This is a genomic window from Streptomyces sp. KL109B (assembly GCF_030766935.1).
Classification (GTDB): Bacteria; Actinomycetota; Actinomycetes; order Streptomycetales; family Streptomycetaceae; genus Streptomyces.
In genome coordinates, this window is the sequence record NZ_JASERL010000018.1 from 18927 (window position 1) to 44178 (window position 25252).

Below are 25252 nucleotides of genomic sequence, written 5' to 3' on the forward strand. Positions count from 1 at the left end.
GGGTGTCCAGCGACGCTACCCGTCAGTACATTGACGCCATGTCTAATAAGCGCGTCCCGTTGAAGGCACGCCAGGTCTCGTTCGCCTGGGATCGGACTCCGCTGCACTGGCTGCCGGACGACCCGTTCACCACGCACACCATCAACGTGCTGCACCTCCTGCTCCCGGCGGGGGAACGCTGGTTCGTGCACGTCTACAAGCAGGTGCTGCCGTACATCACGGACGAGCGGCTGCGCGAGGACGTCATCGGGTTCATCGGCCAGGAGGCCATGCACTCGCAGGCGCACGACGAGGTGCTGCCGCACCTGCGCGAGCAGGGCCTCGACCCGACGCCGTACACGGCCCAACTCGACTGGTTCTTCGAGAAGTTGCTGGGCGACCGGACGCTGCCGCCCGGCAAGGCGCGGCAGTGGTGGCTGATGGAGCGGGTCGCGCTGATCGCGGCGATCGAGCACTACACGGCGTTCCTCGGCAACTGGGTGCTCAACGCGGAGGAGCTTGACCGGCGCGGCGCCGACCCGACGATGCTGGACCTGTTGCGCTGGCACGGCGCGGAGGAGGTCGAACACCGGGCGGTGGCCTTCGAGTTGTTCGAGCACCTCGACGGCGGCTACCGGCGCCGGGTGCGCACCTGGGCCACGGCCTTCACGGCACTCGTCTTCCTCTGGCAGCGCGGCGCGCGGTTCTTCATGGAGAACGACCCGACGCTGATCGACGGCAGAGCGAGCTTCAAGGAGTTCTACCGGAGCGGAAAGCGGGGCGTACTGCCGACGCCCGGGGCGATGGCGCGCTCCATACCCCGCTATCTGAGCCGGAGTTACCACCCCGACCAGGAGGGCGACACGGCGCAGGCCGTCGCGTATCTCGCCTCCTCCCCCGCCGCGGTGGCGGCCGAGGCGCGCGAATCGGCACGCTCGGCACGCCACGAGGGAGGCGCCCGATGACCGCCCGTACGAGCAGCCGTACGAGCCGTACGTTGCGCAAGGCCGTGCTCGTCGCGGGCGCCGGGTTCGTCGTGCGGCGCGCGCTGCGGCGCCGGGTGCGGCGCTCGCCGCTGTGGCCGATGCCCGCGCTGGAGGAGCCGACGTCGGGACGGCCGCGGGCGCGGGCGCTGCGGCTGCGCGTGGCGCGGTACGAGAAGGTGGCGGACGGAGTGGTCCAACTCCGCCTGGAGAGCGCGGGGTTGCCCCTGCCGGCCTGGCAGCCGGGCGCCCACCTCGACCTCGTCCTGCCCTCCGGCCTCGTACGGCAGTACTCGCTGTGCGGGGACCCCGAGGACACGTCCTCGTACACCGTCGCCACCCGGCTCATCCCGGAGGGCGAGGGTGGGCGCGGCGGGTCGCGCGAGGTGCACGAGCAGCTGCGGGAGGGCATGGAGGTCGAGGTGCGCGGCCCGCGCAACCGCTTCCCGCTCGACGCGGGGGCGCCTTCGTACGTGTTCGTGGCGGGCGGCATCGGCATCACGCCGATCCTGCCGATGCTGCGGGAGGCCGAGGCGCGTGGCACTGAGTGGAAGCTGCTGTACGGGGGCCGGACGCGGGCCTCGATGCCGTTCCTGGAGGACGTGACGAAGCTGGGCGGGGCGGCGGCCCCGGGGCGGATCACGGTCGCGGCGGAGGACGAGGACGGCCGCCCCGACCTGGCGGCCGCACTCGCGGACACCGCACCCGGCACGGCGGTGTACTGCTGCGGCCCCGAGGGCCTGATGTCGGCCGTGGAGACAGCCCTCCCCGACCACTGCACCCTCCACACCGAACGGTTCACGCCACGCGTTTCGGCCGACGGGAACGGTCCGTTCGAGGTGGAGTTGCGGCGCAGCGGCAAGGTGGTGGCGGTGCCGGCGGGCTCCACAGTGCTCGCGGCGGTGCGGGCCGAGGTGCCGGACATCCCGTACTCCTGCGAACAGGGTTTCTGCGGAACGTGCCAACAGCGCGTCGTGGAAGGGGAGATAGAGCACCGCGACGAGTTGCTCACGGATGCGGAGCGCGCGGACTCGATGCTGATCTGCGTCTCGCGGGCGCGGAGCGAGCGTCTCGTCCTCGACCTGTAGGCGGGCTTCGGCGGGCTCCGGCGGAGTCGTACGGGGTGGTGGACGGGGGCCGGTTGGCAGGCCGGATCCGCTCGGTAGAGTGTTCGGCATGACTACCGGGGTGCGGCGCAGGTTGGGAGTCGAGGAGCGGCGGCGGCAGTTGATCGGGGTCGCCCTCGAACTGTTCAGCAACCGCTCCCCCGACGACGTCTCCATCGACGAGATAGCGGCGGCGGCAGGCATCTCGCGCCCGCTCGTCTACCACTACTTCCCCGGCAAACTCAGCCTGTACGAGGCGGCGTTGAAGCGGGCGGCGCAGGATCTGGCGGAGCGCTTCGAGGAGCCGCAGGAGGGCCCGCTCGGCGCGCGCCTGCTGCGCGTCATGGGCCGCTTCTTCGACTTCGTGGACGAGCACGGTCCCGGTTTCTCGGCGCTGATGCGTGGCGGCCCGGCGGTGGGCTCGTCGACGACGAACGCGCTCATCGACTCCGTCCGGCAGGCGGCCTACGTCCAGATCCTCGCGCACCTGCGGGTCGCGGCGCCCTCCGCCCGCCTCGAACTCGTCGTCCGGTCCTGGATCTCCCTCGCCGAATCCACGGCCCTGATCTGGCTCGACGGACGCCGTATCCCGCGGGCGGAACTCCAACTCCAACTCGTCCACGACTTCGCTGCGCTCGCGGCGGTGAGCGCGGCCTACGACCCGGAGATGGCGGCCCTCCTCCGCGACATCCTCACGGACGAGCCGGCCGACGGCCCCTTCGCGACCCTGCTGACCCGCCTGTCCGCGCTTGCGCCGGCGGCGTAAGCGGCCCCGCTGCGCCGGGGGCGTAAGCGGGCCCCGCTGCACCGGGGGCGTAAGCGGGCCCCGCTGCGCCGGGGCGCCCCTCTCCGTCTGCGCAGCCCGCACCGGGGGCCGCCTTGCCCACCCTGCCGCCCAAGGCGGCAGATTGCCCAAGGCGGTTGCGGCCCCCCGTCGGGCCGACGCCCCCGGAGGGGGCGGGTGGTGGGAGATGGGCGAGGCGAACCCATCAAGCCCCGAGGCGCAGGGACGGCGCGGCGAACCCATCAAGCCCCTGCGGCGATTGAGCAGCGGGGACCGGGGCGGAGCCCCGAGGCGTAGGGGCGGCGCGGCGGACCCATCAAGCCCCTGCGGCGATTGAGCAGCGGGGGCCGGGGCGGAGCCCCGGGGCGTAGGGGCGGTGGGGTGTCAGGAGGAGATGGCCGAGCGGTAGGACGGGGTCAGGTCGCGGACCTCGGTGGAGAGGTGGACGGCCGACGGGTTCTTGATGTGGGCCGGGAGGGCGGCGAGGACCGCCTCCGTGAGGGCGGACTTCGCCTCCTCCGTACGCCCGGCCAGCAGCGCGATCTCCACGTGGACGAGCGACGCCGGACCGTCACCGACGACCGTCGCGTCAACCCGCCGGAACCGGGTCTTGCAGGCAGCGAGACGCGCCGCCACCGTCTCGACGGCCGCCTGATGCACCGCCGCCGCCAGCCCGTCCCGGTCGAGACGGTCGTCGAGGTCCGCGGAGTGGTCGACGGTGATCTGCGGCATGGGGCGCTCCCGTAATGGTGTGACGTGGTGTGGCCTAGCAACAGTCACCTTCGCCCGGCGGCGCCCCACCGCACAATCACGTCCCGCCCACCGGACACCCGGTCTCAGCGCGGAGCGCCCCGCCGCAACGCCAGCAACGCGATGTCGTCCGCCCGCCCCCGCCCGAACCGCGTCAGCAGCGCGTCGCACAGCTCGCCTGGCTCCTCCGGCGCGACCGCCGCCGCGTGCCGCAACTCCTCCATCGACACCGACAGGTCCACCCCCCGGGTCTCCACGAGCCCGTCCGTGACCATGAGGAGCCGCGCCCCGGGTTCGAGGTCGAAGACGGTGGGCTCGGGGTGCGGCAGCCCGATCCCGAGCAGCGGCCCCACCGCATCCGCGTACCGGACCTCGCCGTCCACCGGCACGATCAGCGGCGGAATGTGCCCCGCGTTGGCCACCCTCGTACGCCCGGTGGCCGGGTCGACGAGGGCCAGGCACAGCGTCGCGGTGAGCTGCGGGTGGTAGTGCTGGAGCAGCCGGTCGAGGCGGGCCACGAGGTGGGCGGGGCGCGGGTCCTCCAGGCAGTAGGCGCGCAGCGCGTGCCGCAGCTCGACCATCACGGTGGCCGCGTCCAGCGAGTGCCCCACCACGTCCCCGACGCCGACGAGCACCCCCTCGGGCGTGGGCAGCGCCGCGTAGAAGTCGCCGCCCATCTCGGCCTCCTGGGAGGCGGGCTCGTACCGGAAGTCGATGTCGACACCGGGGAACGCGGGCAACTCGGCGGGCAGGAAGTTCCGTTGCAGCGTATGAGCGACATGACGTTCCTGCTCGTACAGGACGAGGGGTTCCGCGGCGAGCGCGATGGCCCGCGCGAGCTGCGCGACGAGCGGGCCGAGCCGGCCGTCCGGATCGGGGAAGCCGGGCGTGGCGAGGCACACGGCGAGCCGTCCGTCGCGGGTGCGGGCGAGGGTGAGCCGGGCGCCGCCGGGCCCGAAGTACGCGTGCGGCCACGCGGCCGCCGGCTGCACCGTGCTGCGCACCCCGCCGGGCCCGCAACTGACCTGCCGCACAAGGTCGGTGGCCCGCTCGCGCGCCTCGGCGTCCGGCGCGACGAACCGCGAGCCGTTCCTGGACAGGCCCGTGTGCACCGCGCCGCGGTCGCCGAGGACGAAGACGGCGGCGTCGCTCCCGGTGAGCCGGGCCGTCGCGGCGGACGCCGTCCTGGCGAGCTCGGCGAGGCTGCGGGCGCCCTGTACGTCGACGACGGTCTGGGACAGCAGCGTCAAATGGTCGAACTGGGCCTGCGTATCGGTGAGTTCACGCACCCCGCGGAGCGCGGCTCGCACCACGGCGCGGATCTCCTCCGGCTCGGCGGGCACCGTCAGATACGCCTCGCCGCCCGCGTCGAGGGCCCGGCAGCGCTCCTCGGGCCCGGAGGGCCGGGCGGAGAAGTGCACGATGGGGATCCCGGCGAGCGAGGGCAGCGCCTTGACCCTGCGGCACAGCTCGAACCCGCTGAGGTCGGGCAGCCCGACGTCCACGAGCGCCACATCGGGCAGCGCACCCGTGCGCAGCCGCACGTCGAGTTCGATGAGCGCCTCGCCGGCCGAGCCGACGGGGACGACGACATGGCCCGCGCGGCTCAGGACGGCGCCGAGGGCATACCTGTTGGCGGCGCTGTCGTCGACCACAAGGACCGTGCATCCGGTGTCGGTCCCTGGCGTCCCTGGTCCCTGAACCATGGAGTTCACGAGAAGGCCCCTCAAGAGGCGGCGCGGTGCGGCCCCCGCGGCTCGCACCGGACCAAGCTACCGCCGGATCCCCGGGCGGCGGCCCGGCCTTCGTACGGTTCACCGATCCGGGTGGCGCCGCCCCAACCTGGCTTACCCGCCTGGCATTTCCCGCCCGGCACTTCCCGTCCGTCGGGCCGTGCGGCTTCGGTGGGCAACGCGGCGGGTGACGGGTAAGGTCGCGTCCCGTGACCGCACGCCTTGCCGACATCGCAAGCCAAGCGGGGGTCAGCGAAGCGACCGTCAGCCGCGTGCTCAACGGAAAGGCGGGCGTCGCCGCGGCCACCCGTCAGTCCGTCCTCGCCGCACTCGACGTGCTCGGCTACGAGCGCCCGGTGCGCCTCAAGCAGCGCAGCGCGGGCCTGGTCGGCCTGATCACCCCGGAACTCGAGAACCCGATCTTCCCGGCGCTCGCCCAGGTCGTGGTGCAGGCCCTGACCCGGCAGGGGTACACGCCGGTCCTGGCCACCCAGACCCCCGGCGGCTCCACGGAGGACGAGCTCACCGAAATGCTCGTCGACCGCGACGTCAGCGGCATCATCTACGTCTCGGGGCTGCACGCCGACACCACCGCCGACACCCAGCGCTACGAACGCCTTCGCGGCCAGGGCGTCCCCTTCGTCCTCGTCGACGGGTACGCGCCCGGCGTCGCGGCCCCCTTCATCTCGCCGGACGACCGGGCGGCGGCCCGCCTCGCGGTCACCCACCTCACCTCGCTCGGCCACACCCGGATCGGGCTGGCCGTCGGGCCGCGCCGCTTCGTGCCCGTACAGCGGAAGATCGAGGGGTTCGTGCGCACGATGGCGGAGCGGCTCGACCTGCCGGCCGACGACGTCGAGCACGACCTCGTCCAGCACTCCCTCTACACCCTGGAGGGCGGGCAGGCGGCGACGGCGGCGCTGCTCGACCGGGGCTGCACGGCCGTGGTGTGCGCGAGCGACATGATGGCGCTCGGCGCGGTCAGGGCGGTGCGCGAGCGCGGCCTCGACGTGCCGAAGGACGTGTCGGTGGTCGGTTTCGACGACTCTCCGCTGATCGCGTTCACCGATCCGCCGCTGACCACGATCCGCAAGCCGGTGCACGCGATGGGCCAGGCGGCGGTGCACACGCTGCTCGAAGAGGTGGGCGGCACGCCCGCGCCGCCCAGCGAATTCGTGTTCATGCCGGAGCTGGTGGTGCGCGGGTCCACGGCCGCGGCGGCAGCGGCGTCCTCAGGGGTGTCCGTAGGGGTACGACCTCGTCCGTAGGGCGTAGCGGGTGCGTGCGTGACCCGCCCAAGGGATGATCGGTCGGGGGGTCGTAATCTGGCAGACTCTGTGCCTATGGGTGAAACGACCGTGACGACACGTGAAGGCCGAAAAGGGCCCACATCATCACCCATCGCGGAAGACCGCATCGCGGAAGACCGCGCGGGGCGTCGCCTTCGGGCGCCGCGGCGTCCGCGACTCTGGTTCGAGATCCTGCTGATCGCCGTGAGTTACTACACGTACTCGCTGATCCGCAACGCGGTCCCGGAGCAGAAGGAACAGGCGCTGCGCAATGCCGACTGGATCTGGCGGGCGGAACACAGCCTGGGGATCGCCGTCGAGCAGACCATCAACCATGCCGCGAATTCGGTGAGTTGGCTCATCGTAGGCATGAACTACTACTACGCGACACTGCACTTCGTCATCACGTTGGGCGTGCTGGTGTGGCTGTTCCGCCGCCATCCCGGGCGCTATGCGGCGACCCGTCTCGCGCTGTTCGCGACGACGGCGGTCGCCCTCGTCGGCTACTACTTCTATCCGCTGGCGCCGCCGCGCCTGATGACCGGCGGCGGCTTCGTCGACACCGTGGCCGTCCACCACACCTGGGGCTCGATGGCCTCCGGCAACCTCAAGAACATGTCGAACCAGTACGCGGCGATGCCGTCGATGCACATCGGCTGGTCGCTGTGGTGCGGCATGACGATCTTCGCGCTCGCCTCGGTGCCGTGGGTGCGGGTCCTCGGCCTGCTCTACCCGGCGCTGACCCTGCTGGTCATCGTGGCGACGGCGAACCACTTCTGGCTGGACGCCGTGGGCGGCATGGCGTGCCTGGCGTTCGGCTTCGCGGTGGCGCGGGCCTGGTACGGGGCGCTGCCGTATGCGCTGCCGCGCCTGGTGACGCCGCCGTTGCTGCCGGCGAAGGTGTGAGGGGCGGCGCCTTTGGGTGCCGCCCCGCCCTGCGTCACGCGCTGCGGTGCGTGATCCGACCGTCGGTGACGGTGAGGACGACGGGGGCCTCGGCGAGTTCGTCGGCGGGGGCGGTGACCGGGTCGAGGCCGAGCACGGTGAGGTCCGCGCGCAGGCCGACCGCGATCCGCCCGGCCTCCGCGGCCTGACCCGCGGCGATCGCCGCGTGCGAGGTGACGCCCTCCAGCGCCTCGAGTCCGGTGAGCCCCTGCCCCGGCCCGGCCGCGCCCTCCGGCACCCGCGCCGTCGCGAGCACCTTCCGGGCGTCGTAGTGGGCGATCGGCCAGTCGGAGCCGAGGGCGAGGGTGGCGCCCGCGTCCCGCAGGTCCCGGGTGCGCCAGGCGCGGGCGGCGCGCTGCTCGCCGAGCCGCTTGGACCACTCGTCGCTGTGGTCGCCCTTCGTGTACGCGGTGTGGGGCGGCTGCATCGAGGCGGTGACGCCGAGCGCGGCGAACCGCGGAATCGTGTCGTCGGGCACGGACTCGATGTGCTCGACGCGGTGTGCGTTCCTGCCGCTCCCGCCGAGCGCCTCAATGGTGTCGAGTGCGTGCCGCACGGCGGCGTCGCCGATGGCGTGCGTCGCGGTGCGCACTCCGGCGGCGTGCAGGTGACGTACGGCTTCGCTGTACGCGGCCGGGTCCGGCCAGAACGCGTCGGTGCCCTGCCCGTGGCAGTCGGCGTGCTCAAGCCAGGCGGTGCCGCCCTCGACGGTGCCGTCCATGAAGAACTTGACGCCGCCGACCTGCCAGCGGCGCCCGCCGCGCTTCTGCAGCTCGACGAGTTCGTCGAGCCCGGCGCGGTCCACGCCGGGCATGCACCAGGGCGAGATCGTGAGCCGGAGCGGGAGGTCTGCCTCCTGTTCAACGGCGGCGAGCAGATCGAGGTCGGCGCCGTCCATGACGTGCGCGCCGGTCAGCCCGGTGGCGGCCATCGCGCTCAGCAGCTCGACGAGCCCGGCACGGCGTGCCTCGTACGAGGCCCGGGGCGCGACCTCGTACACGAGATCCATGGCGGCGTGCTCGACGAGGTGCCCGGTGGGCCGCCCCTCGCCGTCGCAGACGATCTCGGAGCGCTGGGCGAAGGAGCGCGGTCCTGTGATCCGCGCGGCGGCGAGGGCGGCGCCGCTGACGAGGGCGGAGTGGCCGTCGTAGAGGCGCAGGAAGGCGGGGGCGCCGTCGAGGACGTCCTCGATCAGCTCGCGGTGGATGGGGCGGCCCTCGAAGGCGTTGTGGTCGAGCCCCCAGCCGACGACCCAGCCGCCGTCGAGCCGTGCTGCTGTGCGCAGGGCGGAGCGGAGTGCGGCCAGGTCCTGTACGCCGGTGAGGTCGACGCCGGTCGCCATTTCCAGGCCCCACACGGGGTGACTGTGCGAGTCGACGAAGCCGGGGACCACGTGGGCGCCTTCGAGGTTCAGGTGTTCCGTGGTGGGGCCGAGCCAGTCGCGTACGAGGTCGTGGGTGTCACCCACGGCGACGATGCGGCCTCCGGCCACGGCCAGGGCGGTGGCCTCCGGCCGGGGCGGGTCGAGGGTGCGGATGTGGGTGTGGGTGAGGAGGAGGTCGGCGGATGCCATGGTGCGGACGACTCCGTTTCCGGTGGGCGGCTGCGGCTGGGCGTGTGGCTGGGTTCTTTTGCGCAGTTCCCCGCGCCCCTGAGAGGGGCGTTGGTTGTGGCTGGGTGGGGGAATCGAGCCCCTGCGGCGATTGAGCAGCGGGGTTTGGGGCGGAGCCCCAAGCGTGGGGGGAGTTACTGGCCGAACGTTGCGTAGGTCGTGGGGCGCGTGCGGCGGAGGCGGAGGGCCAAGGCGAGGCCGAGGATGAAGACGGCGGGGGCCACCGCCAGGAGGATCCAGTTGACCAAGGGGGACGCGCCCGTGAAGAGGTCGATGTGCGTGGCGACCAGGGTGATGGCCACAGCGAGGAGGAGGGTTGCCGCAATGGGGGCCACCATCGTCCGGAGGACACCCTCCTGGTGCGTGATGCGGCGGAAGAAGAAGGGGACCGCGAGCGCCGCGAGGAGTTGGAGGGCCATCAGGCCCAGCATTCCGGGGGTGTTGACCCAGAGGAGGAGCTGGTCGTACGGGTCCGCCCCTGCCGCCCAGAAGCCGAGTACGACGACCGCCCCGAGGACGGTTTGCGCGAGCCCGGCGACGTACGGCGAACGGTGCTTGGGGTGGATACGGGCGACCGCGCGCGGCAGCACGCCCTCGTCGGCGAGAGCGAGTGCGTACCGGTTGATGGCGTTGTGGAAGGCGAGGAGGGAGGCGATGACGCTGGTGACGATGAAGACGTGCATCAGGTCGGCCGCCCAGCCCCCGACGAACGTGGTGATGGCGGTGAAGAAGAGGTTCGCCGGGTCGTCACCCGCCGCCTTGACGACGTGTGCGTCGCCGAAGGACTGGATCGCGATCCAGACGGTGAAGGCGTAGAAGAGGCCGAGGAACGCGACCGCGATGTACGTCGCACGCGGCACCGTACGGTCCGGATCGCGGGCCTCGCGCCGGTAGATGACGGTCGACTCGAACCCGGTGAACGCGGCGAAGGCGAAGGCCAGGACGGCCGCCGTACCCGGTACGAGGACGTTGCCGGGCGCGAAGGAGGCGGCGGAAAGGCCGTGCGCGCCGCCCTTGAGGAGGACGCCGCCCGCGAGGAGGACGAGGATGCCGGTCTCCGCGACCAGCAGTACGCCGAGGAGCTTCGCGCCGAAGTCGATCGAGCGGAAGCCGCCGTACCAGATGACGGCGAGGCCGACGAGGGAGACCGGGAGCCAGGGGACGTCCGCGCCGAACAGGGAGTGCACGGTGTCCTGGGTGGCGGAGCCGAGGAGTCCGTAGACGCCGATCTCCATGCCGTTGTAGCCGACCATCGCGAGCAGCGCCGCCCCGATCCCGGCCGGACGGCCGAGGCCCTGCGCGATGTACGAGTAGAAGGCGCCGCCGCCGGTGACGTGGCGGCTCATCGTGGTGAAGCCGATGGCGAAGACGGCGAGGGTGATGCCGGCGAGCAGGTATCCGGCGGGCGCTCCGACGCCGCCGAGGGAGATGGCGATGGGCGCGACGCCCGCCATGACGGTGAGCGGGGCGGCGGCGGAGACGACGAAGAACGCGATGTCGGACGTGCCGAGGGTGCCGGTGCGAAGGCTGGGTGGCGCGTCCGGTGGGGCGCCGGGGTCGGCGCCGGCTTCGGTCTTCGGAGAGGTCACGGACGTGCGTACGGACATGCGTAGGGAAGCCCTTCTGGCGGCAGGCCCGCACTGCGGACGGGCGTAAATCTAAAGGCTTTTGGTTTTTCGCAATGTAACCTCCCGTTGGGCTCACGGGAAGACCCGATTTTGAGGAGGGATCCGGATGGGGCGGCCGCGCACACCTCTCCTTGACCGGGAGCGGATCGCGACGGCGGCGCTGGCGATCGTGGACGCGAACGGGGAGTTCAGCGTCCCGCAGGTGGCGCGCAGGCTGGGCGTGCAGGCGGGTTCGCTGTACCACCATGTGGACGGCCGCGACGGCATCGTGGAGCTGCTGCGCGAGCGGATCTGCTCCGCGATCGACGAGGCGCCGCTGGCCTCGGGGCTGCCGTGGGACGAGGCGCTCGCCGGGTGGGCCCGCTCCTACCGTGCGGCGTTCGCCGCGCATCCCAAGGCGATTCCGCTCCTTACGACGCATCCGGTGCGGGCGCCGAGGGTGATCGCGCAGTACGAGTTGGGGGTGGCGCTGTTGCTGGAGGCGGGGTTCGCGTTGCCGGACGTGATGCCGGTGATCATCGCCTTGGACAACATGGTGCTGGGGTCGGCGTTGGACGTGGCGGCGCCGGACACGATGTGGGAGCCGGCGCAGGAGGGGCAGGCGCCGCTGCTTGAGCGGGCGTTGGCGGCGGGGGCCGAGGGGCGCCGTACGGATGCGGCGTTCGAGTTAGCGCTCAGTGGGTTCGTGGAGCGGTGTCGGGTGCTGCTGGAGGCGTAAGCGTGCTGGAGGAGTAAGCGTGCTGGAGGAGTAAGCGCCGCGTAGGGCCGTGGGACGTTCGTCCCGTGCGTTCGCGACCGATGGCATCTGCCGTTGGGGCGCGTGCCGGAGGACCGTCGTAAGTCCGAGTACGGACGACGGAGGGACGGGTTCATGGCGACGGCACTCAAGGACGCGGCGGGTGTGAAGGGGGCGGCTCCGGGGGATGCCGCCCACCCGTTCGCCGCGCTGCGGCGGGGGTACGTCTCCGGCGACGAGCGGGTGGACGCGGCGGTGGCGCTGGCCCACCGTGGCCCTTCGGGTCTGCCGTGGCTGTCGGCGACGACCTCGGCCAAGGTGCGGTAGCGGCCCCCGTCCCCCACGCCCCGGGGCTCCGCCCCGGACCCCGCGCCTCAAACGCCGGCGGGGCTTGAAAAGATCGGGGCTCTGCCCCGCGCCCCGCTGCTCAATCGCCGCAGAGGCTTGAGTTACCTACGCCCCCGCGCGGCCAGCGGCGTCACCCGTCGTAGAACCGCTCCTCCACCACCGCCCGCGCGCGGCGCGTGATGCGGCGGTAGTCGTCGAGCATGTCGCCGACGTGGCCGGGGTCGTACCCCAAGTAGCGGCCCACGGCGCCGAGTTCACGCCCGTCCGAGGGAAACGTGTCGCCGGGCCTGCCCCGGACCAGCATCACGGCGTTGCGCACCCGCGAGGCCAGCACCCACGCCTCGTCGAGCGTCGCCGCGTCCTCCGCGGAGATCAGCTCGGCGGCACACGCCGCGGCCAGCGCCTCCCGGGTACGGGTCGTGCGCAGCCCCGGTTCCACCCACCCGTGCCGCAGCTGAAGCAGCTGCACCGTCCATTCGACGTCCGACAACCCACCACGCCCCAGCTTCGCGTGCAGCGTGGGGTCGGCGCCGCGCGGCAACCGCTCCGACTCCATACGTGCCTTGAGGCGGCGGATCTCCAGGACGGCGTCGTCGCCCAGCCCTTCGGCGGGATAGCGGAGCGGGTCGACGAGTTCGATGAAGGAGCGGCCCAACTCCTCGTCCCCTGCGACCGGTTCGGCCCGGAGCAGCGCCTGCGACTCCCACACCAGCGACCAGCGCCGGTAGTACGCCTCGTAGGACTTGAGGGTGCGTACGAGAGGGCCGGACTTGCCCTCCGGGCGCAGGTCCGCGTCGATCAGGAGTGGCGGGTCGGAGCTCGGGAGCGCCAGCAGGCGGCGCATTTCCGAGACGACCTTGTTCGCGGCCTGCGCCGCCTCGTGATCGCTGACGCCCTCGCGGGGCTGGTGCACGAACAGCACGTCGGCGTCGGAGCCGTAGCTCAGCTCGTGCCCGCCGAAGCGGCCCATGCCGATGACGGCGAAACGGGTGGGAAGCGTATCGCCCCAGCCGTCACGGACGACGGCGCGCAGCGTCCCGTCGAGGGTCGCGGCCGTCAAGTCCGATACGGCGGCGCCCACTTGGTCCACGAGCGCGCCCTGGTCGGCGACGGCGGGCGTGTCCTCGGTGCCGTACGAGGCGATGATGTCGGCGGCCGCCGTGCGCAGCAGCTCTCGCCGGCGCACCGCGCGCGCCGAGGTGACCGCCTGCTCGCCGTCGTCCGCGCGCCGCACCGCCGCGAGCGTCTCCTGCGCCAACTGCCCGTGCCCGCGCGGCTCCAGGCCCCGTACGTCGCCGAGCAGCGCCACCGCTTCGGGGGCGCGCATGAGGAGGTCGGGGGCGAGGCGTCCGGCGGAGAGGATGCGGGCGAGGTTCTCGGCCGCCGCGCCCTCGTCGCGCAGCAACCGCAGATACCAGGGCGTCTTGCCCAACGCATCGGAAACCTTACGGAAGTTGAGCAGCCCCGCGTCCGGGTCCGCCGAGTCCGCGAACCAGCCGAGCAGCACCGGCAACAGCGTCCGCTGGATGGCCGCCTTGCGGGAGACCCCGGACGCCAACGCCTCCAGGTGGCGCATCGCGGCGCTCGGGTCGGCGTAGCCGAGCGCGACGAGGCGTTCGCGGGCGGCGTCCGCGCGCAACCTCGTCTCGCCGGGCGCGAGTTGGGCGACGGCATCGAGCAGCGGCCGGTAGAACAACTTCTCGTGCAGGCGGCGGACGACGGAGGTGTGCCGCTTCCAGGCACGCTTGAGATCGGTGATGGGTTCGGTGCGCATGCCCATCGAGCGGCCGATGCGGCGCAGGTCGGCATCGTCCTCCGGGACGAGGTGGGTGCGGCGCAACTTGTAGAGCTGGATGCGGTGTTCGAGGGTGCGCAGGAAGCGGTAGGCGTCGTCGAGCTGCACGGCGTCGACCCGGCCCACGTACCCGCCGTCGGCGAGGGCGGCGAGCGCGTCGAGGGTCGTCCCGCTGCGCAGCGCCGCGTCCGACCGCCCATGCACCAACTGCAGTAGCTGGACGGCGAATTCGACGTCACGCAGACCGCCGGGCCCCAGCTTCAGCTCGCGGTCCTTCTCCCCCGCCGGGATGTTCGCCACGACCCGCTTGCGCATCTTCTGCACGTCGGGCACGAAGTTCTCCCGCTCGGACACCTGCCACACCATCGGCGACACGGCCTCGACGTACTCCTCGCCGAGTTCGAGGTCACCGGCGACGGGCCTGGCCTTCAGCAGCGCCTGGAACTCCCAGGTCTTGGCCCAGCGCTGGTAGTAGGCGAGGTGCGAGGAGAGAGTGCGGACGAGCGGGCCGTTGCGCCCTTCGGGGCGCAGGTTGGCGTCGACGGGCCAAATGGTCCCCTCGACCGTCGTGTCGGAGCAGATCCGCATCAGGTGCGAGGCGAGCCGGGTGGCGGCCTGCAGCGCCTTCTGCTCGTCGCCGCTCCCGTCGGCGGCCTCCGCGACGAAGATGACGTCGACGTCGGACACGTAATTCAGCTCGTGGCCACCGCACTTGCCCATCGCGATCACGGCGATCCGGCACAGCGCGGCGTCGGCGGGCGCGGCGGTGCGGGCGATGGCGAGGGCCGCGCGGAGCGTCGCCGTCGCCAGGTCGGCGAGTTCGGCGGCGGTCTCCGTGATGTCGGTGGTGCCGCACACGTCGCGGGCGGCGATGGACAGCAGACAGCGCCGGTAGGCGACGCGCAGCGACACCTCGTCGGTGGCGTCGGCGAGCCCCCGCTCGAACTCCTCAACGCCCGGGTGCAGATCGCTCGGCTCGTACGTGACCAGGGCCCGCCAGTCCTGCGCGTGCCGGGCGAGGTGGTCGGCCAGCGCCTCCGACGCCCCGAGCACGCCGAGCAGCCGGTCGCGCAGCGGCTTGGCGGCGACGAGCGTGTCGAGGAGCTCCCGCCGCCCCGCCTCGTCGTCCTGCGCCTCCACGAGACGTACGAGCCCGAGCAGCGCCAGATCCGGGTCGGCGGCGGCGCCGAGCGCGTCCAGGAGCAGCGGGTCGGCGCGCACGGCCGACAGCCCGGGGGCGTCGAGCAGCCGCTCGGCCGCGGACGGGTCGGTGAACCCGAGACGCAGCAGCCGCGTGAAGGTGCTGCTCCTGCGCCCACCCGTCCACCGTCCGCCTTCCTGCGGCACCGACATCATCGCCCCGGCCTCCTGTTCGATCAACGGTGGCCTTGAGCCTACTGCGCCGAGGGCGGCACCGATGAGTTGCGACGGCGCGGCAGGTCCCCATCTACGTACGAGAGATCCGTACGCGAAATCCGTACGGGAGGTCCGTACGCGAGATCCGTACGCGAAGCCCGTGCGCGAAGTCCGCACGGGGAAAGGACCACCCACGATGCCGCACGACACCCCGCACGACACTCCGCATGCCACCCCGCATGCCACCCCGCATGCCACCCCGGTCGCCTCGATCGACCCCCGGTACAGCTCCCCCGGCGCCGAACCCACCCCCTGGGCGGCGGCCGAACGGCTGCTGGCCGGAGCCGAACTCTTCTGGCTCTCCTCCGTCCGCCCCGACGGCCGCCCGCACGTCACCCCGCTCCTCGGCATCTGGCAGGACGGCGCCCTGCACTTCACCTCCGGCGACCGGGAACGCAAGTCGCTGAACCTCGCCGAGAACCCGAACGTCGTCCTCACGACCGGCACGAACGCCTGGGCCGCGGGGTTCGACGTGGTGGTCGAGGGGCGGGCGGTGCGGGTCACGGAAACGGAACGGCTGCGTTCCCTCGCCAAGGCATGGGAGGAGAAGTACGGTCCGGCATGGCACTTCGAGGTCCGTGCCGACGGGGCGTTCCAGGGCCAGGAGGGACCTTCCCTGGTCTTCGCGGTCGCGCCGCACACGGTCTTCGGCTTCGGCAAGGGCGAACGGTTCACCCAGACCCGCTGGCGGTTCGAGTAACCGCCCGGCACCCGTGACATCCCTGACACCCGTGAGAGGACTGAGAGGACAGGCCATGGAGATGACCCTGGAAGTGATCGCCGTCCCGGTCTCCGACATCGACCGGGCCAAGGCGTTCTACGTGGACAAGGTCGGCTTCCGCTGCGACGTCGACCGCGAGGTGCTGCCGGGCGCCCGCGTCGTGCAGCTCACGCCCCCGGGGTCCGGCTGCTCGATCGCCCTCGCCGTGGGCATCCCGAGCCCGACGGGCACCGGCACGCCCGGTACGTACCACGGCCTGCAACTGTGCGTCACCGACATCAAGGCGGCCCACGAGGAGCTGCGCTCACGCGGCCTGGACGTATCCGAACCCATCCAGTACGCCCCGGACGACGGCGGCACCTTCATGCACTTCACCGACCCGGACGGCAACGGCTGGGCGATCCAGGAGTACCGCAAGCGCGCGACGGAGCCGCTGCGGGACACGTTGTAGCGCTGGGGCAGACCGAGGACGGGCCGGGTCCTGCCCCGGCCCGTTCGCCGTGCCCGCCGGAGCCAGACGCCACCCACGCCCGAGTCGACCACGTCAACCGCTCCGGCCCGCCTGATCGGCCCGCAGTTCCGCCCAGACGGTCTTGGTGAGACCGTCGTCCGGCAATTGGACGCCCCAGGCCGTGGCGAGGCTGTGGACGATCACTAGACCCCGCCCCGCTACCACTGCCGCTGCCGCGGTCACGTCGGGCATGGCGGCAGGCTGGGGTGGCAGCCGGTCGGGGCGGGTGTCGGTGACCTCGATACGGATGCGGTGCGCGTCGTCGTCGGCCGGGTCCAGGCGCAGCGCCAGGCGGAAGTCACGGCCGCGGGTATGGCCGTGCGTGATGGCGTTCGCCGCCAGTTCGGCGACGACGAGGGCGGCCCGTTCGGCGGCATCACTCCCGAACTCGACTCCCCAGTCCGCGAGTTGCTGACCGGCAAGGCGCCGGGCGAGGCGGGCGCCACGCGGGGTGGAAGTGAGGCGCACGTTGAAGTGGCGGGCAGGAATGGCCGACGGGGCCGGGGACGGGTGAGCGGTTCGCTGGTTCACACCACTCAGCGTGATGACCACCCAGCACCGCGAACAGCTTCGCCGCCGATACGGAACGCAACTGTCGGGTGGTCGGCACGAGTTGTACGGCCTGTCGGGCGTGACCCGCGTACCGTGAACCGCGACGACACCGACACGGAACGTAACTGTCGGCGGTGCAACGGGAGGTGGGCGGCATGGCGGGTACGGAGGCGGAGACGGAGCGGGATCAGGGGGCCGAGGAGGAGGCGAGGCAGGACTGGGACGAGGGGGTCTCCGAGGTTCTGGAGCTCGTGGGGCGTCAGGTTCGGCGATGGCGCGAGCGGGCCGGGATGACGCAGGCCGAGCTGGGCACCGCCATCGGCTACACCGAGCATCAGGTGTCGGCGGTGGAGCGGGGGCGCCGGATCCCGAAGGCGGTGCTGCTGGAGCGTGCCGATCAAGTTCTGGGCGCGCAGGGGATGTTGGCGGAGTTCAAGGAGGACATGGAACGGGCCCGCTACCCGCGGAAGGTCCGGGATTTGGCCAAGGTGGAAGCGACCGCAGCGGAGCTGAGCGCGTATGCCTGTCACCAGATCCACGGGCTGCTCCAGACCCCGGACTACATCCGCGCCCTGTACGAGATGCGTCAGCCCGCACTGGAGGAAGACCTCATCGAGCAGTACGTTGCGGCGCGGCTGGCCCGCCAGAAGATCCTGGAGCGGCACCCCGCCCCCAACTTCAACTTCGTTCAGGAGCAGGTGACCCTGCAACGTCCGCTCGGTGGCAGGATGGTCCTGCGCGGGCAGCTCGAACGCCTGCTGGAGATCGGGCAGTTGAGGAACGTGCAGATCCAGGTGATGCCGACAAGTCGCGAGGACCACGCCGGACTCGGCGGCTCTTTCCTGCTGATCGATCCGCTCGGCGGCCCCAAGGCGGGGCACATCGAGGCGCAGCACCTCAGCCGCTTGATCACCGAGCGGAACGAACTCCGCCGTCTGGAAACCCAGTATGGGATCATCCGCGCGCAGGCTCTCACGCCACGGGAGTCGCTGGCGTTCATCGAAAAAGTGCTGGGAGAGACATGACGATCAGGCCCCCCGCCGACGGCGCCGCCGGACTTGAGTGGTTCAAGAGCAGCTACAGCAGCAACGAAGGGCCCGAGTGCGTCGAGGTCGCCACAACGCCCCGCACCGCGCACGTACGCGACTCGAAGAACGCGCTGGGCGCGCGACTGGCCTTCGGCGCGGAGGGATGGAGCGCCTTCGTCTCGTACGTGGGTGAGGTGCGGTAGACGTAGGCGGGCGCATCAGCAACCCGGCTGGATTCAGGGCTAGCTACCCCTCGGGCCGCCATCCGATGGGGTGACACGGCACGCCATCGCGGCACGAGAGTTGCTTATCTGCAACAGTTGCGCCATGAGAAGCGAGGCGCTCGGACGGCTTTCGGAGCTGTCCCAATATCAGTGGGGTCTGGTCACGACGAGTCAGACGGCACACCTTGGAGTGCGGCGCTGGGAGCTGCACCGCCTGGTGGCCGACGGCGCCCTCGAAGCCATCGGATTCGGTGTGTACCGGATCTCCGGCGCTCCAGCGGTCCCCCTGCTCGACCTGCGGGTCGCCTGGCTGCAGCTCGCTCCGTCGAAGGCCGTTGAAGAGCGTGTGGTCGCCGAGGGAGTGGTGTCTCACACCAGCGCGGCACAGCTCTATGGAGTGGGCGACTTCGAACCGGATGCCTATGAGTTCACCGTGCCGTACCGCAGACGGACGCGTCGCCAGGACCTGCGGCTGCACCGTGCTGCGGTGACGGACGAGGAGGTCGACTGGCTCGATCAGCTACCGGTCACACGGCCCGGGCGGCTGGCACGCGATCTGCTCGAAGCCCGCTACGACGGCGTGCACATCGGGCAGGTCATGGCCGATCTGCTGGACCGACGGCTCGCGAAGCGGGCCGAACTCATCCGCGCGGCGGCCCCGGCCGCTGCCGCGTACGGGATGCCGGCCGGAGACGGGGTCGCACTCGTCGACGGTCTTGTGGAATCGGCCACGGGCCACCCGGCACTCCATCGCCGTACCGCCAGGAGGCAGCCATGACCCACGAGACCCGCTTCCCCTACCAAACACCCAGGGCCTTCGAGACCGCCCTGACCACCCGCTTCAAGAAGCTTGCGGGGAGCAGTGCGTTCAGCCACGCGCAGCTCCGGCGGCAGTTCGCCTACGATCGATTGCTTGCCCGCTGCTTCGTGGAGGAGGACAGGCATCGATGGATCCTCAAGGGCGGCATCTCCATGCTGGCCCGCCTGGAACAGGCGCGGCACTCCGCCGACATCGATCTCGCCGTCGAGGCGGAGAGCCTGACCGGCGCGCTCACCGGTCTTCGCAGGGCGACGAGCCGTGACCTCGGCGACCACTTCACCTTCGAGCTCTCGGAGCCGCGGAGCCTGGTCCAAGGAGTCGAAGGGGTCAGGGTCCCCGTCCAGGCGCTCCTGGGACGCAGGGTGTACGAGAAGTTCCACGTCGACCTCGTAACAGGCGTCCAGGTCACGGGAGTTCCCGAGATGTCCGAGCCGATCGTCGCGCTGGACATCCCGGGGCTCGTCCGCCCCGACTACCGGCTCTATCCGCTCGCCGACAGCGTCGCCGACAAGGTCTGCGCCATCGTCGAGCGGCACCAGGGCCGGCCGAGCACGCGATTCCGGGACCTGTGCGATCTGGTGCTCATCGCGCGAAGTCAGTCACTCGGAGCTGCCGATCTGCGCAGGCGTTCGTCGGGCCAGCACTCGCCGGGACCGTGTCCTGCGGGCGGTGGGTTCCCGAGCGTTTGCTGTGGGGCGGTAACTGATCGACATGTGGCCCGGGAACGGCATACACGTCATCCACTGGGGACCGGTCCAGGACCGACCGGGACGTGCAGTTCCGACACATCCAGGCCACCGCCGAACGCTTCCTCGCCGACGGCGAGCCGGTGATCAGCGTCGACGCGAAGAAGAAGGAAGCGATCGGAAATTACCAGCGCGCCGCCCGTGCCTGGGGGCCCAAGAGTGTCCCGGTCCAGATCGACGATCACGCCGCCCGGCCGACGCCGACATGATTACCCCGTACGGGATCTACGACCTCGGCGAGGACGGCGGCTGGGTCAACGTCGGCACCGACCGCAACACCGCCGCCTTCGCGGTGGACTCGATCCGCCGATGGTGTGCCACCCTCGCCCGCGAGATGGGCCTACCGATCACGGTCTGCCACTTCACGCCAGCGACAAGTGAACGGAACAAGGTCGAACACCGGCTGTTCTCCCGGATCACCTGCGCCCGGCGCACGGCCCAGCCGTAGCCAGACAGCCGAGAGGGCCCACGGTCGGCGACCGTGGGCCCTCTCGGCGAAGCGAGCGAAAAACCCTCTGCCTTGTGCCTACAGCACCGGCAGATTCTTCCGCAGCTCGAACGCCGTGACCTCGCTGCGGTACTCCTCCCACTCCTGCTTCTTGTTCCGGAGGAAGAAGTCGTAGACGTGCTCGCCGAGCGTCTCGGCGACCAGTTCCGAACGCTCCATAAGCGCGATGGCCTCGCCGAGGTTCTGGGGCAGGGGTTCGATGCCCATGGCGCGGCGTTCGGCGTCGGAGAGGGCCCAGACGTCGTCGTCGGCGCCCGGGGGGAGTTCGTAGCCCTCTTCGATGCCCTTGAGGCCGGCCGCGAGGAGGACGGCGTAGGTGAGGTACGGGTTGGCGCCGGAGTCGATGGAGCGGACCTCGACGCGGGCCGAGCCGGTCTTGCCGGGCTTGTACATCGGGACGCGGATGAGGGCCGAGCGGTTGTTGTGGCCCCAGCAGATGTAGGACGGGGCCTCGCCGCCGGCGCCTGCCGTGCGCTCGGAGCCGCCCCAGATGCGCTTGTAGGAGTTCACCCACTGATTCGTCACCGCCGAGATCTCCGCCGCGTGCCGGAGCAGGCCCGCGATGAAGGAGCGGCCGACCTTGGAGAGCTGGTACTCGGCGCCCGACTCGTAGAACGCGTTCCGGTCGCCCTCGAAGAGGGAGAGGTGCGTGTGCATGCCCGAGCCGGGGTGTTCCGAGAAGGGCTTCGGCATGAAGGTCGCGTTGACCCCCTGCTCCAGCGCCACCTGCTTCATGACCAGGCGGAACGTCATGATGTTGTCCGCCGTGGAGAGCGCGTCCGCGTAGCGGAGGTCGATCTCCTGCTGGCCGGGAGCGCCCTCGTGGTGGCTGAACTCGACGGAGATGCCCATCGATTCGAGCATCGTGATCGCCTGGCGGCGGAAGTCCATGCCCACGTTCTGCGGGGTGTGGTCGAAGTAGCCGGAGTTGTCGGCCGGCACCGGCTTCGACCCGTCGAGCGGCTTCTCCTTCAGGAGGAAGAACTCGATCTCGGGGTGGGTGTAGAAGGTGAAGCCGAGGTCGGAGGTCTTGGCGAGCGCCCGCTTCAACACATACCTGGGGTCGGCGAACGACGGGGAGCCGTCCGGCATCAGGATGTCGCAGAACATCCGCGCCGTGCCGGGGGCCTCCGCGCGCCACGGCAGGACCTGGAAGGTGCCCGGGTCCGGCTTGGCGATCATGTCGGACTCGTATACGCGGGCGAAGCCCTCGATCGCGGAGCCGTCGAAGCCGATGCCCTCGTCGAAGGCCTGCTCCAGCTCGGCCGGGGCCACCGCCACCGACTTCAGGAAGCCCAGTACGTCCGTGAACCACAGACGTACGAACCGGATGTCGCGCTCCTCCAGGGTGCGGAGCACGAATTCCTGCTGCTTGTCCATCTCTCGCTTCCACCCATCCTTGCTGGTCAGGCCTACTGCGCCCACGCCGACCCATGACTCAACAGGGGACGTGGTCACATCCCACCACACGCCCGTTTCCGACGCGTTGCCGACCTTGATCGTCCTTGATCGGCCGGTGTTGTGTTCATAGTGCCCGTTGACCCCCTCAGGGCCATAGTGCCTGCCATGGCCAGGCCTGCGCGATCGCCTCCCAAAGCCCTGTTTCCCGCACTACGATCAGCGGCCATGGGATCCGACCGGAACAGGTCCAGCGGCAGCTCGCGCCGGGACCGCATACAAGAGATGCGCCGCGCCGAGCAGGCCCGTGAGCGGCGGGGCCGGATCACGGTCGTCGCGGTGAGCGCGGTCGTCGTGGCCGCCCTCGTCGGCGGCGGTGTGTGGCTGGTGACCAAGGACGACGGGGCCGGTGGGTCCGGTGGTTCCGACAAGGCGGATGCCAAGCCCTCCGCCACCGGCCACTTCAAGTACGCCAAGAACGGCGTCGGCACCTGGAGCGAGAAGCTCGGCCGCGACCACGTCGCCTCGAAGGTCGCCTACGCGATGACGCCCCCGGTGGGCGGCAACCACAACCAGGTCTGGATGAACTGCAACGGCGACGTGTACGACAAGGACCTGCCGAACGAGAACGCGGTGCACGCCCTGGAGCACGGCGCGGTCTGGGTGACGTACACCGACAAGGCCGCCGAGAAGGACGTGAAGGCGCTGGCCGCCAAGGTGAAGAAGACGCCGTACTCGCTGATGAGCCCGCTGGCCGGGCAGAAGGATCCGATCATGCTCAGCGCCTGGGGGCACCAGCGGACCGTGAAGAGTGCGAAGGACCCCGCCGTCGACTCCTTCTTCGCCACGTACGTGCAGGGCAAGCAGACCCCCGAGCCGGGCGCCCCCTGTACGGGTGGCCTGAGCGGGTGAGGCGGCGTACCGCCGGTCGGCTGATGGCGGTGCTGCTCGCGGGCGGCGCCGTCACCGGGTGCGCGGGCTCCGGCGGAGACGAGCCCGCTCTGAAGGTGCCTGGCGCCGAGTCCGCGGACGCCGGTTTCGCGCGCGACATGTCGGTGCACCACCAGCAGGCCGTCGAGATGTCCTTCATCGTGCGCGACCGTACGAAGGACGAAGAGGTGCGCCGCCTCGCGTACGACATCGCGCAGACCCAGGCCAACCAGCGCGGCATGCTGCTCGGCTGGCTCGACCTGTGGGAGCTGCCGAAGGTGTCGGCGAAGCCGCCGATGGCGTGGATGGGGATGGGTGACGCGCCGCCTGGTGAGGACGGCGCGCTGATGCCGGGGATGGCGACCAACGCGCAGCTGGAGCGCCTGCGTTCGGACAGTGGGCGGGGCGCCGAGGTGCGGTATCTGCGGCTGATGATCGCGCACCACAAGGGCGGGGTGCACATGGCCGAGGGGTGTGTGCGGCAGTGCGCGGAACCGGCCGAACGGCGCCTCGCGCGCGGCATGGTGGCGTCGCAGGAGTCCGAGATCGAGCTGATGACGGGGATGTTGAAGAAGCGCGGCGCGACCGTCAGCTGACCCTCCGAGCGATCAAATCGGGTGATCCTGACCGTAGTTGAGCCGACTTGACGGCTTCTTGATCGACCCATTTCCCCCGCGTGAACGGTTGTTGGCAAGAGTGGGCTCTCGCTGCGTGTGCGCTACATGCGTACCGCCGCATCTCCAGCACCTCTATCCAGGGGGGTTACAACATGAGATCCCATCGCGGCGCACGCCGCACCCGTGCCGGCCTGAGCCTCGCGGCGACCCTGCCGCTGCTCGCCGGCGCCCTCGCCCTCGCCGCCCCGGCGCACGCCCAGTCCAGCGCCCGCGACACCCTCTCCGGCACCAGGCCGCTGTGGGCAACCGGCGCCGCCGACAAGGGCGACACGGCGGACGGCGGCAAGGTCACCGCGCGCGTCTACCTCGCGGGCCGGGACGCCAAGGGCCTCGCCCAGTACGCGAAGGCCGTGTCCGATCCGTCGTCCGAGCAGTACAAGCAATACCTGAGCGCCAAGGAGGCGCACCAGCGCTTCGGCGCGACGAAGGAGCAGATAGCCCAGGTCACGGCCTGGCTGAAGTCCTCCGGCCTGACCGTGACCGGCTCCACCGCGCGCTATCTGTCCGTGTCGGGCGACGTGGCCGCCGCCGAGAAGGCCTTCGGCACCCAGTTGCACGACTACACCAAGGGCGGCCACACCTACCGCGCCCCGTCCGGCACCGCCTCCGTCCCGGCCTCCCTCGACGGCGCCGTGCTCACGGTGACCGGCCTGGACAGCGCCCCGCACAAGGCGACGAAGAAGACCCAACTGCCGCCGCCGAGCGCCGTGTTCCGCAACGCCGGACCGTTCTCCACGTACTACGGCTCGAACACCGCGACGACGCTCCCGGACGCGTACGGCGGCAAGGCCCCGTACGCCCCGAAGGGCTACACCGGCAAGCAGCTGCGGGCCGCGTACGGCGCCGGGAAGGCGACCGGCAAGGGGGTCAAGGTCGCGATCACCGACGCGTACGCCTCGCCGACCATCGCCAAGGACGCGGCGACGTACGCGCAGAAGCACGGTGACGCGCCGTACAGCACCGGGCAGTTGAAGCAGGTGCTGCCGAAGAAGTACTCGAGGATCAAGGAGTGCGACGCGGCGGGCTGGTACGGCGAGGAGACCCTCGACGTCGAGGCCGTGCACGCGATGGCGCCCGCCGCCGACATCACGTACGTGGGCGGGGCCTCCTGCTACGACGACGATCTGCTCGACTCGCTCGGCAAGGTCGTCGACAACCACCTGGCCGACATCGTCTCCAACTCCTGGGGCGACATCGAGGCCAACCAGACGCCCGAACTGGCCGCCGCCTACGACCAGGTGTTCCAGCTGGGCGCCGTCGAGGGCATCGGCTTCTACTTCTCGTCCGGCGACAACGGCGACAACGTCGCGTCGACGGGTACGAAGCAGGTCGACACGCCCGCCAACTCGGCGTGGGTGACGGCCGTCGGCGGTACGTCCCTCGCCGTCGGCAAGGGCGACACGTACCAGTGGGAGACCGGCTGGGGCACCCTGAAGTCCAACCTCGCGGCGGACGGCAAGAGTTGGACCGACTTCCCCGGCGCGTACACCTCGGGCGCGGGCGGCGGCACCAGCAGGACGGTCGCGCAGCCGGACTACCAGAAGGGCGTCGTCCCTGACGCGCTGGCGGGCGCCAACGGCGGCACGAACCGCGTCGTCCCGGACATCGCCGCGATCGCCGACCCGAACACCGGCTTCCTGGTCGGCCAGACGCAGACCATGCCCGACGGCTCGCAGGGCTACGACGAGTACCGCATCGGCGGCACCTCGCTCGCCGCGCCGGTGATCGCGGGCGTGCAGGCGCTTGCGCAGCAGACGGGCGGCGGCAAGGCGCTCGGCTTCGCGAACCCGGCGATCTACGACCGGTACGGCTCGGCGAAGTACCACGACGTCGTCGACCGGCCGGGCGGCGAGGACCACGCGGTGGTCCGCGTCGACTACGCCAACAGCTACGACTCCTCGGAGGGCCTGCTCACGTCGGTGCGCAGCCTCGGCAAGGACGCCTCCCTGAAGGCCGTCAGGGGCTACGACGACGTGACGGGGGTCGGCTCGCCGGCTCCGGGTTACGTGAACTCGTACCGCCGCTGACCCGCG

General features: G+C 71.2%; 23 protein-coding genes and 1 pseudogene. 17 read left to right on the forward strand and 7 right to left on the reverse strand.

The genetic code is table 11. The features are described from left to right. The first annotated feature begins 38 nt into the window (after window positions 1-38). The 3 genes from RBJ65_RS39755 (at window position 39) to RBJ65_RS39765 (ending at window position 2834) form a co-directional block, all read left to right on the forward strand. Window positions 39-944: a metal-dependent hydrolase gene (locus tag RBJ65_RS39755; protein WP_306323498.1), complete on the forward strand. Its 906-nt coding sequence runs from the start codon at window positions 39-41 to the stop codon at window positions 942-944. Continuing rightward, complete coding sequence (locus RBJ65_RS39760) at window positions 941-2050, forward strand: PDR/VanB family oxidoreductase (RefSeq protein WP_306323497.1); 1110 nt, start codon at window positions 941-943, stop codon at window positions 2048-2050. Before RBJ65_RS39755 ends, RBJ65_RS39760 begins: the two co-directional genes overlap by 4 nt. Before the next feature lie 88 nt (window positions 2051-2138). After that, complete coding sequence (locus RBJ65_RS39765) at window positions 2139-2834, forward strand: TetR/AcrR family transcriptional regulator (RefSeq protein WP_306323496.1); 696 nt, start codon at window positions 2139-2141, stop codon at window positions 2832-2834. 402 nt (window positions 2835-3236) lie between these two features. Here RBJ65_RS39765 and RBJ65_RS39770 read toward each other — a convergent pair whose 3' ends face one another. Together RBJ65_RS39770 and RBJ65_RS39775 are read right to left on the reverse strand one after the other, a co-directional pair. Then, on the reverse strand, window positions 3237-3584 hold the full coding sequence (locus RBJ65_RS39770) for a 5-carboxymethyl-2-hydroxymuconate Delta-isomerase (protein ID WP_306323495.1): 348 nt from the start codon (window positions 3582-3584) through the stop codon (window positions 3237-3239). Window positions 3585-3688: 104 nt separating this feature from the next. Continuing rightward, window positions 3689-5308 carry a fused response regulator/phosphatase gene (locus RBJ65_RS39775; protein WP_306323494.1) on the reverse strand — a complete coding sequence of 540 codons (1620 nt, stop codon included), beginning with the start codon at window positions 5306-5308 and terminating at the stop codon, window positions 3689-3691. Window positions 5309-5544: 236 nt separating this feature from the next. On the opposite strand from RBJ65_RS39775, the gene RBJ65_RS39780 reads away from it, so the two are divergent. Together RBJ65_RS39780 and RBJ65_RS39785 are read left to right on the forward strand one after the other, a co-directional pair. After that, window positions 5545-6603, forward strand: a complete 1059-nt coding sequence (locus tag RBJ65_RS39780; protein WP_306323493.1) for a LacI family DNA-binding transcriptional regulator — start codon at window positions 5545-5547, stop codon at window positions 6601-6603. 75 nt (window positions 6604-6678) lie between these two features. Next, window positions 6679-7530 carry a phosphatase PAP2 family protein gene (locus tag RBJ65_RS39785; RefSeq protein ID WP_306323492.1) on the forward strand — a complete coding sequence of 284 codons (852 nt, stop codon included), beginning with the start codon at window positions 6679-6681 and terminating at the stop codon, window positions 7528-7530. A gap of 34 nt (window positions 7531-7564) precedes the next feature. On the opposite strand, the gene RBJ65_RS39790 is transcribed toward RBJ65_RS39785, so the two are convergent. Both RBJ65_RS39790 and RBJ65_RS39795 read right to left on the reverse strand, forming a co-directional pair. Further along, on the reverse strand, window positions 7565-9142 hold the full coding sequence (locus RBJ65_RS39790) for an amidohydrolase (protein WP_306323491.1): 1578 nt from the start codon (window positions 9140-9142) through the stop codon (window positions 7565-7567). Window positions 9143-9315: 173 nt separating this feature from the next. After that, entirely contained in the window at window positions 9316-10788 is a 1473-nt protein-coding gene (locus tag RBJ65_RS39795) for an APC family permease (RefSeq protein WP_306323490.1), read from the reverse strand. A gap of 127 nt (window positions 10789-10915) precedes the next feature. On the opposite strand from RBJ65_RS39795, the gene RBJ65_RS39800 reads away from it, so the two are divergent. After that, on the forward strand, window positions 10916-11527 hold the full coding sequence (locus tag RBJ65_RS39800; RefSeq protein WP_306323489.1) for a TetR/AcrR family transcriptional regulator: 612 nt from the start codon (window positions 10916-10918) through the stop codon (window positions 11525-11527). A 153-nt stretch (window positions 11528-11680) separates the two neighbouring features. Further along, window positions 11681-11872 carry a hypothetical protein gene (locus tag RBJ65_RS39805; protein WP_306323488.1) on the forward strand — a complete coding sequence of 64 codons (192 nt, stop codon included), beginning with the start codon at window positions 11681-11683 and terminating at the stop codon, window positions 11870-11872. A gap of 151 nt (window positions 11873-12023) precedes the next feature. On the opposite strand, the gene RBJ65_RS39810 is transcribed toward RBJ65_RS39805, so the two are convergent. After that, complete coding sequence (locus RBJ65_RS39810) at window positions 12024-15041, reverse strand: bifunctional [glutamine synthetase] adenylyltransferase/[glutamine synthetase]-adenylyl-L-tyrosine phosphorylase (protein ID WP_306323538.1); 3018 nt, start codon at window positions 15039-15041, stop codon at window positions 12024-12026. A 199-nt stretch (window positions 15042-15240) separates the two neighbouring features. Here RBJ65_RS39810 and RBJ65_RS39815 point away from each other — a divergent pair, with 199 nt between their 5' ends. Further along, entirely contained in the window at window positions 15241-15804 is a 564-nt protein-coding gene (locus RBJ65_RS39815; protein WP_306323487.1) for a pyridoxamine 5'-phosphate oxidase family protein, read from the forward strand. Between the two features lie 55 nt (window positions 15805-15859). Beyond that, the gene (locus RBJ65_RS39820; RefSeq protein WP_306323486.1) at window positions 15860-16276 is read left to right on the forward strand and encodes a VOC family protein; all 417 of its coding nucleotides are present in this window, start codon (window positions 15860-15862) and stop codon (window positions 16274-16276) included. 93 nt (window positions 16277-16369) lie between these two features. Here the strand turns inward: RBJ65_RS39820 and RBJ65_RS39825 are convergent, their stop codons facing one another. Then, entirely contained in the window at window positions 16370-16867 is a 498-nt protein-coding gene (locus tag RBJ65_RS39825; RefSeq protein WP_306323485.1) for an ATP-binding protein, read from the reverse strand. A gap of 176 nt (window positions 16868-17043) precedes the next feature. Here RBJ65_RS39825 and RBJ65_RS39830 point away from each other — a divergent pair, with 176 nt between their 5' ends. The 5 genes and pseudogenes from RBJ65_RS39830 to RBJ65_RS39850 form a co-directional block, all read left to right on the forward strand. Further along, window positions 17044-17913 (forward strand): helix-turn-helix transcriptional regulator, encoded by an 870-nt coding sequence (locus RBJ65_RS39830; RefSeq protein ID WP_306323483.1) that lies wholly within the window; start codon window positions 17044-17046, stop codon window positions 17911-17913. Next, complete coding sequence (locus RBJ65_RS39835; protein WP_306323481.1) at window positions 17910-18119, forward strand: DUF397 domain-containing protein; 210 nt, start codon at window positions 17910-17912, stop codon at window positions 18117-18119. The genes RBJ65_RS39830 and RBJ65_RS39835 overlap by 4 nt, the downstream gene beginning before the upstream one ends. 124 nt (window positions 18120-18243) lie before the next feature. Further along, complete coding sequence (locus tag RBJ65_RS39840; protein ID WP_306323480.1) at window positions 18244-18918, forward strand: hypothetical protein; 675 nt, start codon at window positions 18244-18246, stop codon at window positions 18916-18918. Then, complete coding sequence (locus tag RBJ65_RS39845) at window positions 18915-19793, forward strand: nucleotidyl transferase AbiEii/AbiGii toxin family protein (protein WP_306323479.1); 879 nt, start codon at window positions 18915-18917, stop codon at window positions 19791-19793. Before RBJ65_RS39840 ends, RBJ65_RS39845 begins: the two co-directional genes overlap by 4 nt. Continuing rightward, a pseudogene (locus RBJ65_RS39850) lies at window positions 19724-20127 on the forward strand (ISAzo13 family transposase); the annotation flags it as partial. The gene RBJ65_RS39845 and the pseudogene RBJ65_RS39850, both read left to right, overlap by 70 nt. Window positions 20128-20232: 105 nt before the next feature. Here the strand turns inward: RBJ65_RS39850 and RBJ65_RS39855 are convergent. Next, window positions 20233-21594, reverse strand: a complete 1362-nt coding sequence (locus tag RBJ65_RS39855; protein WP_306323478.1) for a glutamine synthetase family protein — start codon at window positions 21592-21594, stop codon at window positions 20233-20235. A 246-nt stretch (window positions 21595-21840) separates the two neighbouring features. On the opposite strand from RBJ65_RS39855, the gene RBJ65_RS39860 reads away from it, so the two are divergent. From RBJ65_RS39860 to RBJ65_RS39870, 3 genes are all read left to right on the forward strand, one after another. After that, window positions 21841-22524 carry a DUF3105 domain-containing protein gene (locus RBJ65_RS39860; RefSeq protein WP_306323477.1) on the forward strand — a complete coding sequence of 228 codons (684 nt, stop codon included), beginning with the start codon at window positions 21841-21843 and terminating at the stop codon, window positions 22522-22524. A 23-nt stretch (window positions 22525-22547) separates the two neighbouring features. Continuing rightward, on the forward strand, window positions 22548-23138 hold the full coding sequence (locus tag RBJ65_RS39865; protein WP_306323537.1) for a DUF305 domain-containing protein: 591 nt from the start codon (window positions 22548-22550) through the stop codon (window positions 23136-23138). Window positions 23139-23311: 173 nt separating this feature from the next. Then, window positions 23312-25246, forward strand: a complete 1935-nt coding sequence (locus RBJ65_RS39870) for a protease pro-enzyme activation domain-containing protein (RefSeq protein ID WP_306323476.1) — start codon at window positions 23312-23314, stop codon at window positions 25244-25246. Window positions 25247-25252: the final 6 nt, after the last annotated feature.

What these genes read in the sequence shown, in the direction of transcription:
- RBJ65_RS39770 (WP_306323495.1), bottom strand. Translation starts at nt 3,584, where the DNA reads ATGCCGCAGATCACCGTCGACCACTCCGCGGACCTCGACGACCGTCTC.
- RBJ65_RS39790 (WP_306323491.1), bottom strand. Translation starts at nt 9,142, where the DNA reads ATGGCATCCGCCGACCTCCTCCTCACCCACACCCACATCCGCACCCTC.
- RBJ65_RS39755 (WP_306323498.1), top strand. Translation starts at nt 39, where the DNA reads ATGTCTAATAAGCGCGTCCCGTTGAAGGCACGCCAGGTCTCGTTCGCC.
- RBJ65_RS39855 (WP_306323478.1), bottom strand. Translation starts at nt 21,594, where the DNA reads ATGGACAAGCAGCAGGAATTCGTGCTCCGCACCCTGGAGGAGCGCGAC.
- RBJ65_RS39840 (WP_306323480.1), top strand. Translation starts at nt 18,244, where the DNA reads ATGAGAAGCGAGGCGCTCGGACGGCTTTCGGAGCTGTCCCAATATCAG.
- RBJ65_RS39805 (WP_306323488.1), top strand. Translation starts at nt 11,681, where the DNA reads ATGGCGACGGCACTCAAGGACGCGGCGGGTGTGAAGGGGGCGGCTCCG.
- RBJ65_RS39775 (WP_306323494.1), bottom strand. Translation starts at nt 5,308, where the DNA reads ATGGTTCAGGGACCAGGGACGCCAGGGACCGACACCGGATGCACGGTC.
- RBJ65_RS39820 (WP_306323486.1), top strand. Translation starts at nt 15,860, where the DNA reads ATGGAGATGACCCTGGAAGTGATCGCCGTCCCGGTCTCCGACATCGAC.
- RBJ65_RS39865 (WP_306323537.1), top strand. Translation starts at nt 22,548, where the DNA reads ATGGCGGTGCTGCTCGCGGGCGGCGCCGTCACCGGGTGCGCGGGCTCC.
- RBJ65_RS39765 (WP_306323496.1), top strand. Translation starts at nt 2,139, where the DNA reads ATGACTACCGGGGTGCGGCGCAGGTTGGGAGTCGAGGAGCGGCGGCGG.
- RBJ65_RS39860 (WP_306323477.1), top strand. Translation starts at nt 21,841, where the DNA reads ATGGGATCCGACCGGAACAGGTCCAGCGGCAGCTCGCGCCGGGACCGC.
- RBJ65_RS39830 (WP_306323483.1), top strand. Translation starts at nt 17,044, where the DNA reads ATGGCGGGTACGGAGGCGGAGACGGAGCGGGATCAGGGGGCCGAGGAG.
- RBJ65_RS39815 (WP_306323487.1), top strand. Translation starts at nt 15,241, where the DNA reads ATGCCGCACGACACCCCGCACGACACTCCGCATGCCACCCCGCATGCC.
- RBJ65_RS39785 (WP_306323492.1), top strand. Translation starts at nt 6,679, where the DNA reads ATGGGTGAAACGACCGTGACGACACGTGAAGGCCGAAAAGGGCCCACA.
- RBJ65_RS39800 (WP_306323489.1), top strand. Translation starts at nt 10,916, where the DNA reads ATGGGGCGGCCGCGCACACCTCTCCTTGACCGGGAGCGGATCGCGACG.
- RBJ65_RS39795 (WP_306323490.1), bottom strand. Translation starts at nt 10,788, where the DNA reads ATGTCCGTACGCACGTCCGTGACCTCTCCGAAGACCGAAGCCGGCGCC.
- RBJ65_RS39835 (WP_306323481.1), top strand. Translation starts at nt 17,910, where the DNA reads ATGACGATCAGGCCCCCCGCCGACGGCGCCGCCGGACTTGAGTGGTTC.
- RBJ65_RS39810 (WP_306323538.1), bottom strand. Translation starts at nt 15,041, where the DNA reads ATGTCGGTGCCGCAGGAAGGCGGACGGTGGACGGGTGGGCGCAGGAGC.
- RBJ65_RS39845 (WP_306323479.1), top strand. Translation starts at nt 18,915, where the DNA reads ATGACCCACGAGACCCGCTTCCCCTACCAAACACCCAGGGCCTTCGAG.
- RBJ65_RS39870 (WP_306323476.1), top strand. Translation starts at nt 23,312, where the DNA reads ATGAGATCCCATCGCGGCGCACGCCGCACCCGTGCCGGCCTGAGCCTC.
- RBJ65_RS39760 (WP_306323497.1), top strand. Translation starts at nt 941, where the DNA reads ATGACCGCCCGTACGAGCAGCCGTACGAGCCGTACGTTGCGCAAGGCC.